The following is a 13,670-nucleotide window of genomic DNA, read 5'->3' on the forward strand; positions in this document are numbered from 1 at the left end:
CGCCGTCACCTCTCCCGAGCGTCTTTCGCTCTCCTACACACCCTCCGCCCGAATCCGCCGGGCCGCCACCGTGGACAACGAGCCACCCGCCCGAACGATGCTCCTCAATTCGGTCACGCGTTCCGGGCCGGCCGGGTTACTCTCCGGGAATGCCCGCTGCCGACGCCACTCCCGCCGTCTCCGCCGTCTCCGCCGTCCCCGCCGCCCCGGCCGCCCGGGGGTCCGCCCGCGATGCGCACTGCGGCTGGTGCGGCGGCGCCTTCCCGCCGGAGGCGGGCTGGCCCCGCACCTGCGCCCACTGCGGCCGGACCAGCTACCGCAATCCGCTGCCGGTGGCCGTCGCCCTGGTGCCGGTGCGCTCCGCGGACTCCGCCGGGCCCGGCCTGATCGTGATCCGCCGCACCGCCGGTGTGCGGCGCGGCGGGCTGGCGCTGCCCGGCGGCTTCGTCGATCACGGCGAGGACTGGCGCGGGGCGGTGGTCCGGGAACTGGCCGAGGAGACCGGCATCCCGGCCCGGGCGGAGGAGGTCCGGCTGGCCGACGTGCTCAGCTCCGACGACGGCCACCTGCTGGTCTTCGGCCTGCTGCCGGAGCGGGACGCCGCCGCCCTGCCGCCGTCCCGGCCCACCGGGGAGACCGCGGGCTGGCAGCTCCTCCCGGCCCCCGGCGGCCCCCTCACCTTCCCCCTGCACACCCGCGCCGCCGCCAACTGGTTCGCCGGCCACTACACCTGAGCCGCGGTGCCCGCCGCGCGTGCGGCGCCGGCGGAACCGGCGGGCCGGTGCCGTCCCCGCCCTGCGGGATACGCGGGCACCGCGCAACACGGACGGGGTGAGCGGCCGGCCGCTCCGCCGTCACGGGCCACGCCGAGGGCGCGGACGCCGAAGTCCACAGCGGTGTCCGGGAGATCGGCCGACGCGCTAGCCTCGGGGGAAACAACATCGCCGTGCGTCGGAGGCTGCTGATGGCGGATCGGACGGCCCGGGGGGCCACGACCGGCGGCCGGAGAGGGCACAGACGCGATCTGCGCCTGAGGCCCTTCCCCGCCCTGGTGCTGGACACCCCGGAGGACCGCCGGCAGGCGATGCTCACCCTGCGGGAGTGGGCCGAGCAGGAGACCGAGACCGCCATCGAGTGGTTCTTCCGCGACAAGCGCGCCAAGCGCCTCCAGTGCAAGGCGATCCGCGCCCTGACCGTGGTGCTGGCCGTCGCCGGAGCCGCGCTGCCGCTGGCCACGGCCGCCGCCGGGGGAGGCGTCCAGGGCTGGGGCTATGTGCTGCTGGCGGTGGCCGCCGGAGGCAAGGGCTACGACTACTTCTTCGGGCTGTCCACCGGCTGGATGCGCGACATCACCGCGGCGCAGGCCCTGCAGCGCGCGCTGAGCGAGTTCCGGCTGGCCTGGACCCGGCAGGCCCTGGCCACCGCCGCCGCCGGGGACGAACTCGCCGAGGCCACGGTGGCCGCCCGGCTGGAGCTGATCACCGGCCTGGTCACCGCCGTGCGGGACCAGGTCGAGCACGAGACGGCCACCTGGCGCGCCGAGTTCGAGTCCTCCACGCAGCAGCTCCAGAACGCCGCCGGCGCGCCCCTGCCCACCGCCGCCGGCGAACGCTGATGGGCCGCCTGCTCACCGTCGTCCTCCCGGACGGCACCGAGCACGACCTGCTGCTGGAGGCCGACGAGGACGCCCCGCTCACGCTGGTCGCCGACCGGATCGCCCGGCACCTGGCGATACCGCCCGGCACCGGGCTGCGCGGCGAGGACGGCTCACCGCTCCCGGGCGATCTGCCGCTGGCCGACTCCCCCCTGCGCGACGGCTGCCGCATCCGGCTGGGCGGCGCCCCCGGCGGCCCGCCGCGCGCCCGCCCCCGCCGGATCGGCGAGGCCGAGGCGGCGGCCTTCCGGGAGAGCTGTCTGATCCAGGAACGCGGCGGCAGGCAGGTGTTCAACGGGCCGCCGCGGCATCCCCGGGAGCCGGCCGGGCCCGAGGGCGGCGGCACGGGACCGGCGCTGCTCTCCCCGCTGCACCGGGGCCTGGACGTCGGCCACTTCATGACCGGGCCGCCCGACGGGCTCGACCACCTGGGGACGGTCCTGCGGGAGACCCATCCCGGTCCGGAGCGGCTGCTCGCCCAGACGCTGCGCAAGGGGCGGCGGCTGTGGCAGCGGCGGCGGGAGGACGCCGACTTCCTGTGGCTGCGGCTGGGCACCGGGCGGGTGGCCGCCGGAACCGGCGACGGCCCCGGCACCGACCGGTTCCCGGTGCTGGTCGATCTGCGGCGCTGCGCGGTGCTGGGCATCACCGGGGCGCCGGCCGCGGCCGATGCCCTGGCCGCCTGGCTGGTCGCCCAGACCGCCCTGCTGCATCCACCGTCCGAGGCGGTGATCCGGCTGCTGGGCGGGTGGCGGGACGAGCCCCGCTGGTCCTTCGCCAGATTCCTGCCCGCCGCCCGGGCGGCGCACCGGGGCCTGCCGCAGGTCACCTTCGGGGCGGACGGCGCGGCCGAGCAGCTCGCCGAACTGGAGACGCTCATCGGCGAACGGCTGCGGCAGGACCGCGGGGACCGCCCCGGACCGGGGCCCGAGCTGGTCGTGGTGCTGCGCCACGAGCCGGGCGGGGAGGCGCCCGCGGGCCTGCTGCCCCGGCTGCTGCGCGAGGGCCCGCCGGCCGGCGTCCGGTTCGTGCTGGTCGGAGCGGGACCCCTGCCGGAGGAGTGCCGGACCGTGGTCACCCTGGACGGGACCGGCATGACGTTCCGGACCGGCACCCGCGCCGCTCCGCCCTGGCTGGCGGCAAGCCCGGACGGCGCCGGCCAGGACTGGCTGGACGAGACCGCGCGTGCCCTGGCCCCGCTGCGCGACCACGGCCTGCCGCTGCCCGGCCCGCTCGTCGGCACCCGCGCCGACCTGCTGGACCTCTACGGGGCGGACGGCTTCGACGGCCACCGGATCGCCCGGGAGTGGCGCCGCCCCCCGGGCTGGGCCCCCGCCCCGGTGGCCACCATGGCCGGCCGGCCGGTCGAGCTGGACCTGCTCGGCAAGGGCCGGCACGCGCTGGTGGCCGGCGCCCCCTGGTCCGGCAAGACCACGCTGCTGCGCACCTGGGTCACCGCGCTGGCCCGGGCGTACAGTCCCGAGCGGCTGAACGTGCTGCTGATCGACTACAAGGGCGGCCCGGCCTTCCGCGAACTGGCGGCGCTGCCGCACTCCGTGGGCCTGGTCACCGATCTGGACGACTATCTGGCCGACCGCGGGCTGCGCGCCCTCGGCGCCGAACTGCGCCGCCGTGAGCGGCTGCTCGGCGAGGCGGGCGTCTGGGACATCGCGGCCCGCCCTCCCGCCCTCCCGCCGCTGCCCCGGCTGGTCGTGGTGGTGGACGAATTCGCCGGTCTGGCCGCCGAGCACCCCGGTTTCGTCGCCGGCCTGGCCGGCATCATGCGGCGGGGACCCGCCCTGGGCATGCATCTGGCGCTGGCCACCCGGCGGCCGGCCGCCCTGCCGGACGCGGTGCGCGACCTGGCCGGGCTGCGGATCGCGCTCCGCGTCGCCGAGCCGGGGGACGGGGTGGCCGCCGTCGGTCTCGCCGAGGCGGCATCCCTCCCCGCCGCCCAGCCCGGTCTGGCCTATGTCCGGACCGGTGCGGAGCCGCCCCGGGTGGTGCGGTTCGCCGTCCCCGTCGCCCGGCCCCTCCCCCGGGAGCGGCCCGGCGCGGTGGTCACCTCCGTCTCCGCCCCGCCGCGCGCACCGGCCGCAGCGGGCGGCGCGGTGCCGGACGCCGCCGCCGACATCCGGCTGCGCCGGCTGGTGGGGGAGCTGGGCCGGGCATGGCGGCTGACGGGCGGGCCCCGGCCCGTCTCGCCCTGGCTGCCGCCGCTGCCGGATCTGGTGACCCTGGAGTCGCTGCCGGACACCGGCGGGGCGCCGGAGGTCTCCGGGGTGCTTCCCGTGCCGTTCGGGCTGGAGGACGCGCCCGAGGAACAGGCGATGCGGCCCCTGACGCTCCGGCTCGGCGCCGACGCCGGCCTGGTGGTGGCCGGCGACCTGGGCAGCGGCCGGTCCCATCTGCTGCGCACCCTGGCGGCGGCGGTGGCCCGCCGGTACCGGAGCTCCGAGGTGCACCTGTACGGGGTGGACGGCAGCCGGGGCGGGCTGCGCGGGCTGGCCGCGCTCCCGCACTGCGGCGCCGTGGTGACCACCCATCAGCGCGAACCGCTGGCGCGGCTGGCGCGGCGCCTGGTCGGCACGGTGCGGGAGCGCCAGGAGCGGCTGGCCCGGGGCCGCTGGGGCGAAGTGGTCCTGTACAACCAGGACGCCACGCCGCGGCGCAGGATGCCGCAGGTGCTGCTGCTGATCGACGACTGGGGCGAGATCGCCGCGCTGGGCGGCCCGGTCGCGCACGATCTGCGCACGGTGCTGCGGGAGGGCCCGCGGGTCGGTATCTGCCCGGTCCTCACCGGCGACCCGACGGTGCTGGACGACCCGGCGCTGCGCACCGCCGGCACCCGGACGCTGCTGCTGCGGCTGGACAACCGCAAGCGCTATGCCGGGGAGAAGCTCAGCCCCCGCCTGCTGCCCCTGGACATGGTGCCGGGCCGGGGCGTTCTCCCGGAGAGCGGGCGGGCGGTGCAGATCGCCGTGCTGTCCGGCGCGCCGTCCAGCTCCGGGCAGGGCGACGCGCTGGCCGGGCTGGCGGCGGCGGCCCGGGAGCGGGACCGGGAGGTGCCCGCCGCGCTGCGGCCGTTCTCGGTGGACGCCCCGGAGCTGTCTCGGTTCCATGTGGGCGGCGGCACCGGGCGGCCGGTGGGCCGGGAGGACGTGCTGGCCTGGCTGCGCGACCGGCACGTCACCGGCACCCCGGTCGCGCTGCTCGGGCCGCGCCGGGCGGGCAAGACCTGGGTGCTGGGCGAGCTGTGGCAGCGGCTGCGGGAGGACGGCGAGGCCGAGATCCACCGGATCACCGTGCCGCACCCGCAGGGCGGCGTGGACACCCCCGACGAACTGGCCCGGCTGCTGGACCGGGAGGTCCGCGGCGCCGCGTACCCGGCCGAGGCGCTGCTGGACAAGGCCGGGCGGCGCACCGGCAGCGCCCGCCCCGCCTATCTGCTGGACGAGGCGGGCCGGCTGCGGCACTACCACCCGGCCGCCGTCTCCTGGCTGCGGGACCTGGGCCAGCACGGCGCCTGGGTGCTGTACACCGGCACCGAGAAGGACTGGCAGACCGTCAGCCGCTGGGCGCTGACCTGGCCGGGCTCCAGCTTCGGCAACGATGTCGCCACCCGGCCGCTGGGGCCGCTGAACCACCGGGACGCGCTGGACTTCCTCACCGTCACCGCCGCCAACCTGGGGGTGGATCTGGCGCCGGACGGCGTCGCCGCGGCCATCCTGGACCTGGTCGGCACCTGGCCGTTCTATGTGCAGGTGATGGGGGATGCCGTGGTGCGGGCGGTGCAGGGCGGGGACGACCGGCCGCTGGAGGATCCGGCGGCGCTGGAGCACATCTGTGTGCGCGCGCTGCTGGACGGCTGGACCGGGCACTTCGAGGCCCGCTGGGCCGAGATCGGTGCGGCCGGCCGGGCCGCCCTGCTGCGCGAGCCGGGCCGGGCGCCTGCCGACGCCACCCCGGCCCAGCGCAACGACCTGCGGGAGGCCGGCCTGCTGCGCCCCGGCGACCAATGGCTGGACGACCGGCCGTTCCTGCACTGGATAGCCCGCAACCGGACTTCGCTGCGCGACGGGGAGCTGCGCCCATGACCGTCTTCCGGCCGAGCCGCGCCTACCGGCCCGACCTGGACATCCGTTTCGCCGACGGGCGGGTGCCCGCCTGGTCCCGGCCGCTGGTCGAGGCGGAACAGCCGAATGCCGACGCCTGGCTGGTGATCATGCCGCGCCGGTCCGGCAAGACCTGGCTGGCCCGGGCGGTGGAGCACACCCGGGCGGGGACCGCGGCCGGGAACTCCGCCGGGAACACTGCCGGGAACACTGCCGGGAACGCGCCCGGGGGCGGTGCCGGGACCGTGCGGGTCGATCTGCGGTCCCCGCTGTCGGTGACCCGGGCCGGCCTCGGCTGCCTGCTGGGTGCCCCCGGCGCCCCGGAACTCCCCGAGGACACCCTGGTGCTGATCGACGAGCCGGCACTGGCCTGGCCCGCCGGGGCCCGGGGAGCCGGTGCCGTGTCCCCGGCCGTGCTGGTCGGCGGCCTGGCGGCGCTCCGGGCGGCCGGCGCCGTCCCGGTGCTCTTCGCCACCCCCGCCGAACACGCCCTGCTGACGCCGCATCTGGCCGCGGACGCGCCCCGTGACCTGCTGTGGCCGCCGGAGCTGGACGACGAGGAGTGCGCAAGGCTGGCCGCCCGGGCCCCCGGCTGGGCGCCCGCCCTGGTGGCCGGGCTGAGGCAGCGGGCCCCCGGCTGGCTGCGCACCCCGTTCCTGCTGGAGCTGATGCTCCAGACCGCCGAGACCCACGCGCATCTGCGCACCGATCTGCGCGGCCTGGCGCGGGCCGCCTGTGCCGAGGCGGAGCAGCGCCACCAGTACATCGACCAGTGGTTCGGCAACGGACTGACCGCCGGGCACCGGGCCGGGCTGCGCCGCGGACGCTGGCGGCGCGCCGGGCTGGAGGTGCCGGAGACGGAGACGGCGGCGGAGAGCAGGACCGCGGCGGGGGCGGTACCGGCGGCCCTGCACGGCCTGGCCGACGACCCGGCGCTGGAGCGGCATCTGCCGGAGGTGCTGCGCATCCACCACATCACCGATCTGCATCACGGCGGCGAGCTCCGGGCCACCGTGGACGCCAAGGACACCTCGGGCACCGGGCAGTTGCTGGCCGCACTGGCCGGGGCCGGTTCGCCGCTGGACAGCTATCTCGGCCATCTGCGGCTCCTCGCCGACCAGGGCCGGGCCCCGCACCTGGTGATCTTGACCGGCGATGTGGTCGACCGGCCCTATGACGAGTACGGCGAGCAGGCGCTGGCCTGGCTGCGCGAGCTGACCGGGCTGCTGGCCGGCCACCCGGACCTGCGGGACGGCGATCCGCGCGTCCTGCTCACCGGCGGCAACCACGACGTCTCCTGGGACCTGGCGCTGGACGAGCGGCTGGCGGCACGGCACGAGTGGTTCGCCCGCACCTTCGCCGCGTACCCGCACCCCGACCTGCATCTCGCCGACCACGGCCAACGGCGGCTGTACATCACCTTCCCGGAGGCCGGGCTGCGGGTGGCGCTGCTGGGCAGCGCCGAGTCCGGCGGCGAGGTCGCCAGCGATCTCGACCGGGACCGGGCCGCGGCTCGGGCCGCGCAGGGCGGGGCGCAGGAGGTGCGCGGCGAGGTGATGGGCTACGGGCGGCACGATCCGGGGATCGTCGTCCGCAGGGTGCTGGACCGGCTGAGCCCCGAGGCCGGGTATCTCACCCTGGCCGCGCTGCACCATCCGCTGTCGCCGGTGCCGTCGGTGGAGATCGCGCCGTACTCCGGGGTGGTCAACGCGGGGCAGGCCAAGAAGGCGCTGGCCGCCGCCGGCGCCGCGCTGGTGCTGCACGGGCACACCCATCTGGGGTTCACCGCCGCCGAGCGGCTGCTCGGCGGCGGGCCGCCGTGGACCCTGCGGATCGCCGGCGCCCCCGCCCTGGGCAGCGGCGAGACCGAGGAACAGAACGGCTACAACGAGGTGTTCGTGGCCCGCGAGGGCGGCGCGCACACCGTGGCGCTGCGCACCGTCCGGCTCCGGGGCGGCCACTGGACCCCGGACCCGGCGGTGGCCTTCCGCCCGGGTGCCGCGGAGGAGTGCTCCCTCGGCCGGATCTGCGAGGACGGCGCCTGAGCGGCGGGCAGTGGCGGAAGCGGCCGCCCGGCTCAGAACTGGAGCGACTTGGGCTGGGTGAACTCCTCCAGGCCGAACCTGCCGAGTTCCCGGCCGACGCCGGACTGCTTGTAGCCGCCGAAGGGGGCGGCCGGGTTGAAGGCGCCGCCGTTGATGTCGACCTGGCCGGTCTCCATCCTCCGGGCGAAGGCCACCGCCCGCTCCCGGTCGGCCGCCCAGACCGCGCCGGAGAGGCCGTAGGAGGTGCTGTTGGCGAGGGCGAGGGCGTGCTCCTCGTCGCGGTACGGCATGATGCACAGCACCGGGCCGAAGATCTCCTCCTGGGCGATGACCATGTCCGGCCGGACATCGGCGAAGACGGTGGCCCGCACATAGTGGCCCCGGCCGACGCCCCGCGGCGCCTCGGGGCCGCCCGCCACCAGCCGGGCGCCCTCCTTGATCCCGGTCTCGATGTAGCGGCGGACGTCGTCGCGCTGGGCGGCGCTGACCATCGGGCCGAGCCTGGTGGCCGGGTCGGCCGGGTCGCCGGGCAGATACTTCTCCGCGGCCCGGGCGGCCAGCTCCACGGCCTGCTCCTGGTCGGCCTCGGCGACCAGCATCCGGGTCCAGGCGCTGCATGTCTGGCCGCCGTTGAGGAAGGCGTTGTTGACCCCGCGGGCGACGGCGGTGGCCAGGTCGGCGCCGGGCAGGACGACATTGGCGGACTTGCCGCCCAGCTCCAGGGAGACCCGCTTGATGCCGGATCCGGCCGCGGCCCCGACCCGGCGGCCCACGGCGGTGGAGCCGGTGAAGGAGACCATGTCCACGCCGGGGTGCTCGGCGATGGCCGAGCCCACCACCGAGCCCGGACCGGTCACCAGATTGAACGTTCCCGCGGGGAAGCCCGCGTCGTGCACGATCTCGGCGAACAGCCGGGCCACCAGGGGGGTGTCGTCGGCCGGCTTGAGCACCACGGTGCAGCCGGCGGCCAGCGCCGGCACCACCTTGGCGACGATCTGGTGCAGCGGGTAGTTCCACGGGGTGATGGCCCCGACCACGCCGGCCGGCTCGGCGTACACCACCGAGTTGCCGATCTTCTCCTCGAAGGGGAAACCGTCCAGCACCTCCAGGATCGCGTCGGTGACCGCGATCGGGGTGCCGGCGTGGACCAGTTCGGAGATCCGGATGGGGGAGCCCAGCTCGGCGGTGACCGTGCGGGCGATCTCGTCCTTCCGCGCCACCAGGCCGTCACGGAGCCGGGTGAGCCGGGTCAGCCGCTCCTCGCGGGTACTGGCGCCCCAGCGGGGCGCCGCCTCGCCGGCCGCCGTCACCGCCGCGTCCACATCCGCCGCGGTGCCGCGCGGCACGGTGGCGATGACCTCCTCGGTGGCCGGATTGACCACTTCGGTGACCTCGGTGCCCGCGGAGGGCCGCCACTCGCCGCCGACGTACTGTCCTTCGTGAGCCTGCATGGGTGGTCGCTCCCGTTGCCGGTGCCATTGCTGCCATTGCTGCGATTGCTGGTATTACTGGGGAGTACATTAACTAGCAGTGGTAGTTAATGCCCGGCGGCCGGTCCGGGGCAAGGGGCGGGGACGTGACCGGGGTCACGCATCCGCGTCCCCCGGGGCCCCGCCTGCGGGCCGGACCAGCCGGGCGTACTGCATCTCCAGGCCGTCCAGCAGTGCCGCCAGGCCCGTCTCGAAGGCGCCCTCGTCGATCTCCTCCCGGTGCCGGGCCAGCAGATGGGCCTGGTCCAGATGCGGGTAGGCCCCGGCGTACACCCCGGCGTCGGCCGGGAAGCCGGAGGAGAACGAGCCCAGCGCCGAGCCGGTGATGAAGTACCGCATCAGGGCGCCGATCCGGGTGGCGTGGGCGCGCGGCCAGCCGGCCTCGACCAGCCCGCCGAAGACCGCGTCGGCCAGCCGCAGGGCGCCCGGCCGCCGTCCCGGTCCGCGCGCCAGCACCGGCACCAGATGCGGGTGCGCGGCCAGCGCGGCCCGGTAGGAGCGGGCCCACTCGCGCAGCGCGTCCCGCCACGCCAGCCGTCCGAACATCGAGATGTCGACCTGGGTCAGCACGCTGTCCGCGACCGCGTCCACCAGCTCGTCCATGGTGCGGAAGTGGTTGTACAGCGAGGGTCCGCTGACACCCAGTTCGGCGGCGAGCCGGCGGGTGGAGAGGGCGGACAGCTCCTCCTCGTCCACGATCCGAAGCGCCGCGGCCACGATGCGCTCGCGGCTCAGCAGCGGGCTGCGCGGCCGGCCCATGTGCGCACCTTCTCTCCGTTTCTCCCTGTTTCTCTCCGCTTCGCTACGCCGTCTGCCACCGGTGCCGGTGCACCGTGGTCCGTCGTGCCTGGTGCGGAGGCTACACGGCCGCGGGGGCCGCGGGGCCGGGCGGGCGGGGCTTCCCCGGGGCGGGCCGCCCGTGTAGGGTCCGGAAACAGAAAACTTGCAGTGCTAGTTAAACGCACCGGGCCGGTCCGGCGGACCGCCCGGCGGCCTTCCGGAGGGGCCCGGCATGAATCTTGAGCTGAGCGAGGAGCAGGCGGCCGTCCGCCGGCTGGCCGCGGACTTCACCGACCGCGAGATCGCACCGCACGCCGCCGAGTGGGACCGCGCCGAGTCCGTCGATCCGGCCGTGGTCGGCAAGCTGGGCAAGCTCGGCTTCCTGGGCCTGACCCTGCCCGAGGAGTACGGCGGCTCCGGCGGCGACCACCTGGCCTACTGCCTGGTCCTGGAGGAGCTGGGCCGCGGCGACTCGGCGGTGCGCGGCATCGTCTCGGTCTCCCTCGGCCTGGTCGCCAAATCGGTCGCCGCCCATGGCACCGAGGAGCAGAAGCGCGCCTGGCTGCCCCGGCTCTGCTCGGGCGAGGCGCTCGGCTGCTTCGCCCTGACCGAGCCGGGCACCGGCTCGGACGCCGCGAACCTCACCACCCGTGCGGTGCGCGACGGCGGCGACTGGCTGATCAGCGGCGCCAAGATGTTCATCACCAACGGCACCTGGGCCGATCTCGCCCTGGTCTTCGCCCGCACCGGCGGCAGCGACCCGGAGCGGGCCGGGCACCGGGGGGTGACCGCCTTCCTGGTGCCCACCGACAGCCCCGGACTGGAACGCCGCACCGTGCACGGCAAGCTCGGCCTGCGCGGCCAGCCCACCGCGGAACTCGTCCTCGACGCCGTGCGGGTGCCGGACAGCGCCCGGCTCGGCGCCGAGGGCAAGGGCTTCACGGTGGCCATGTCCGCGCTGGCCAAGGGCCGGATGTCGGTGGCGGCCGGGTGCGTGGGCATCGCCCGCGCCTGCCTGGAGGCCGCGGTGGAGTACGCGGGCCAGCGGCGGCAGTTCGGCAAGCCGATCGCCGCCCACCAGCTGGTGCAGGAGCTGCTCAGCGACATCCGGGTGGACACCGACGCCGCCCGGCTGCTGACCTGGCGGGCCGCCGGTCTGATCGACCGCGGGCAGCCGTTCGCCACCGAGTCCTCCATCGCCAAGCTGTACGCCAGTGAGGCGGCGGTGCGCGCCGCCAACAACGCCCTCCAGGTCTTCGGGGGATACGGCTACATCGACGAGTACCCGGTCGGGAAGTACCTGCGCGACGCCCGGGTGATGACCCTCTACGAAGGCACCAGCCAGATCCACAAGCTGCTCATCGGGCGCGCGCTGACCGGCGTCAGCGCCTTCTGAGCGGCCGGCCGCCCCGGCCCCCGCCGTCACCGTCCCGCCACCCCTGTCCCGCCGCCGTCCCGCCGCCGTCCCGCCGCCGAGGAGATCACGATGCGTCCCGTGTACTTCGCCGCCGCCCGCCGCACCCCCATCGGGCGGCTGCGCGGCGCGCTGTCCGCCGTCCGGCCCGACGACCTGGCCGCCACCGTGATCCGCGGCCTGCTGGCCGACCTCCCCGGACTGGACCCGGCCCGGATCGACGACGTCTACTGGGGCGCGGCCAACCAGGCCGGGGAGGACAACCGCAATGTGGCCCGGATGGCCGTGCTGCTGGCCGGGCTGCCGGAGACCGTGCCCGGCGCCACCGTCAACCGGCTGTGCGCCTCCGGCCTGGAGGCGGTCACCACCGCGGCCCGCGCCATCGCCTCCGGCGAGGCCGACATCGTGCTGGCCGGCGGCTCGGAGTCGATGAGCCGCGCGCCGTTCGTGCTGCCCCGCCCCGACGAGGCCCTGCCGCACACCATGCCCACCGCCGACACCCGGCTCGGCTGGCGGCTGGTCAATCCGCGGATGAAGGAACTGCATCAGGTGCTCTCCATGGGCGAGACCGCCGAGGAGGTGGCGCGGCGGCACTCGGTCGGCCGCGAGGAGCAGGACGCCTTCGCCCTGCGCAGCCACCGGCGGGCCGCCGCCGCCCGCAAGGACGGCCGGTTCGACGCCGAGCTGCTGCCGGTCGTCCGCCCCGACGGGGTGACGGTCACGGCCGACGAGTCCGTCCGGGAGGACACCAGCGCGGAACGGCTGGCCGGCCTGCGGCCGGTGTTCCGCAAGGGCGGCACGGTCACCGCGGGCAACTCCTCGCCGATGAACGACGGCGCCGCCGGCCTGCTGCTGCTCAGCGAGCCGGCCGTGCGCGAGCTGGACGTGCAGCCGCTCGGCCGGTACGCGGCGGGCGCCAGCGCGGGGGTGCACCCGGATGTGATGGGCCTGGGACCGGTCCCGGCCACCCGGCGGGTGCTGGCCCGGCTGGACCGGGACATCTCCTCGGTGCAGGAGGCCGAGTTCAACGAGGCGTTCGCCGCCCAGGCGCTGGCCTGCGTGCGGCAGCTCGGCATCGACCCGGAGCTGGTCAACCCGGACGGCGGTGCCATCGCGCTGGGGCATCCGCTGGGCTGCTCCGGGGCACGCATTCTCACCACTCTGCTGCACCGGATGCGGCGCACCGGCGCCCGCCGCGGGCTGGCCACCATGTGCGTCGGCGTCGGCCAGGGCACCGCCGTGCTCGTCGACCGCGACTGAGCGGAGCGGGCCGCCGCGCCGCATCCGTCACCCCCACCCCACACCCGTCAACCCCTGCCGAGGAGCAGTTCATGAGCAGATTCAGCGGCCGTACCGCGGTGGTCACCGGAGCCGCCCAGGGCATCGGCGCGGCCACCGCCGCCCGGCTGGCCGAGGAGGGCGCGGCGGTCGCCGTGCTGGACCTGACCGCCGACGGTGTCCGGGCCACCGCGGACGCCCTCACCGCCAAGGGCGGCACCGCCCGCGGCTTCGCCTGCGACGTCACCGACCGGCAGGCGGTCGACGCGGCCATGGCCGCCGTCGCCGCGGAACTGGGCGGCCCGCACATCCTGGTCAACAACGCCGGCATCACCCGCGACAACCTGTTCTTCAAGATGTCCCGGGACGACTGGGACAGCGTGCTGAACATCAACCTCACCGGCGTCTTCCACTGCACCCAGGCCGCCCAGAGGTACATGGTGGAGCAGCGCTACGGCAAGATCGTCTCGCTCTCCAGCCGCTCCGCGCTGGGCAACCGGGGGCAGGCCAACTACGCCGCCGCCAAGGCCGGCATCCAGGGCTTCACCGCCACCCTGGCCATCGAGCTGGGACCGTTCGGCATCAATGTCAACGCCGTCGCCCCCGGATACATCGCCACCCCCATGACCGCCGCCACCGCCGAGCGGGTCGGCTCCTCCCCGCAGGAGCACCAGAAGCTGGCCGCCGAACGCACCCCGCTGCGCCGGGTCGGCCGCCCGGAGGAGATCGCCTCCGTGGTGGCCTTCCTGGCCTCCGACGACGCCTCCTATGTCAGCGGCCAGACGCTCTATGTCAACGGGGGCGCCCGCTGACGGTAAGATCGCGCGAGGGACCCGGGGCGGCCGGCCCGGGCCGTCGCCGTCCGGGCCCCGGCGGTCCAGCCCCGCGGCAGTC

The 13,670-nt window shown here is 76.1% G+C and carries 9 protein-coding genes; 7 read left to right on the forward strand and 2 right to left on the reverse strand.

The annotated features are described in order from the left end of the window. The first annotated feature begins 149 nt into the window (after positions 1–149). From BM242_RS23295 to BM242_RS23310, 4 genes are all read left to right on the forward strand, one after another. Positions 150–734, forward strand: a complete 585-nt coding sequence (locus BM242_RS23295) for an NUDIX domain-containing protein (RefSeq protein WP_093840879.1) — start codon at positions 150–152, stop codon at positions 732–734. Positions 735–964: 230 nt separating this feature from the next. Next, positions 965–1,615 (forward strand): SLATT domain-containing protein, encoded by a 651-nt coding sequence (locus BM242_RS23300; RefSeq protein ID WP_093840880.1) that lies wholly within the window; start codon positions 965–967, stop codon positions 1,613–1,615. Next, positions 1,615–5,751: an FtsK/SpoIIIE domain-containing protein gene (locus BM242_RS23305; RefSeq protein ID WP_093840881.1), complete on the forward strand. Its 4,137-nt coding sequence runs from the start codon at positions 1,615–1,617 to the stop codon at positions 5,749–5,751. Before BM242_RS23300 ends, BM242_RS23305 begins: the two co-directional genes overlap by 1 nt. Then, the gene (locus BM242_RS23310) at positions 5,748–7,814 is read left to right on the forward strand and encodes a metallophosphoesterase (RefSeq protein WP_093840882.1); all 2,067 of its coding nucleotides are present in this window, start codon (positions 5,748–5,750) and stop codon (positions 7,812–7,814) included. Before BM242_RS23305 ends, BM242_RS23310 begins: the two co-directional genes overlap by 4 nt. 32 nt (positions 7,815–7,846) lie before the next feature. Here the strand turns inward: BM242_RS23310 and BM242_RS23315 are convergent, their stop codons facing one another. Together BM242_RS23315 and BM242_RS23320 are read right to left on the reverse strand one after the other, a co-directional pair. Continuing rightward, complete coding sequence (locus BM242_RS23315; protein WP_093840883.1) at positions 7,847–9,265, reverse strand: aldehyde dehydrogenase family protein; 1,419 nt, start codon at positions 9,263–9,265, stop codon at positions 7,847–7,849. Positions 9,266–9,400: 135 nt separating this feature from the next. Next, positions 9,401–10,063 (reverse strand): TetR/AcrR family transcriptional regulator, encoded by a 663-nt coding sequence (locus tag BM242_RS23320; protein ID WP_093840884.1) that lies wholly within the window; start codon positions 10,061–10,063, stop codon positions 9,401–9,403. A gap of 253 nt (positions 10,064–10,316) precedes the next feature. Here BM242_RS23320 and BM242_RS23325 point away from each other — a divergent pair, with 253 nt between their 5' ends. The 3 genes from BM242_RS23325 (at position 10,317) to fabG (ending at position 13,588) form a co-directional block, all read left to right on the forward strand. Continuing rightward, on the forward strand, positions 10,317–11,480 hold the full coding sequence (locus tag BM242_RS23325) for an acyl-CoA dehydrogenase family protein (protein ID WP_093840885.1): 1,164 nt from the start codon (positions 10,317–10,319) through the stop codon (positions 11,478–11,480). A gap of 90 nt (positions 11,481–11,570) precedes the next feature. After that, on the forward strand, positions 11,571–12,758 hold the full coding sequence (locus BM242_RS23330; RefSeq protein ID WP_093840886.1) for a thiolase family protein: 1,188 nt from the start codon (positions 11,571–11,573) through the stop codon (positions 12,756–12,758). Between the two features lie 71 nt (positions 12,759–12,829). Continuing rightward, the gene (gene fabG / locus BM242_RS23335; protein WP_093840887.1) at positions 12,830–13,588 is read left to right on the forward strand and encodes a 3-oxoacyl-ACP reductase FabG; all 759 of its coding nucleotides are present in this window, start codon (positions 12,830–12,832) and stop codon (positions 13,586–13,588) included. Positions 13,589–13,670 lie beyond the last annotated feature (82 nt).

Source organism: Streptomyces aidingensis, assembly GCF_900112355.1.
Classification (GTDB): Bacteria; Actinomycetota; Actinomycetes; order Streptomycetales; family Streptomycetaceae; genus Streptomyces; species Streptomyces aidingensis.

What these genes read in the sequence shown, in the direction of transcription:
- BM242_RS23295 (WP_093840879.1), top strand. Translation starts at nt 150, where the DNA reads ATGCCCGCTGCCGACGCCACTCCCGCCGTCTCCGCCGTCTCCGCCGTC.
- BM242_RS23300 (WP_093840880.1), top strand. Translation starts at nt 965, where the DNA reads ATGGCGGATCGGACGGCCCGGGGGGCCACGACCGGCGGCCGGAGAGGG.
- BM242_RS23305 (WP_093840881.1), top strand. Translation starts at nt 1,615, where the DNA reads ATGGGCCGCCTGCTCACCGTCGTCCTCCCGGACGGCACCGAGCACGAC.
- BM242_RS23310 (WP_093840882.1), top strand. Translation starts at nt 5,748, where the DNA reads ATGACCGTCTTCCGGCCGAGCCGCGCCTACCGGCCCGACCTGGACATC.
- BM242_RS23315 (WP_093840883.1), bottom strand. Translation starts at nt 9,265, where the DNA reads ATGCAGGCTCACGAAGGACAGTACGTCGGCGGCGAGTGGCGGCCCTCC.
- BM242_RS23320 (WP_093840884.1), bottom strand. Translation starts at nt 10,063, where the DNA reads ATGGGCCGGCCGCGCAGCCCGCTGCTGAGCCGCGAGCGCATCGTGGCC.
- BM242_RS23325 (WP_093840885.1), top strand. Translation starts at nt 10,317, where the DNA reads ATGAATCTTGAGCTGAGCGAGGAGCAGGCGGCCGTCCGCCGGCTGGCC.
- BM242_RS23330 (WP_093840886.1), top strand. Translation starts at nt 11,571, where the DNA reads ATGCGTCCCGTGTACTTCGCCGCCGCCCGCCGCACCCCCATCGGGCGG.
- fabG (WP_093840887.1), top strand. Translation starts at nt 12,830, where the DNA reads ATGAGCAGATTCAGCGGCCGTACCGCGGTGGTCACCGGAGCCGCCCAG.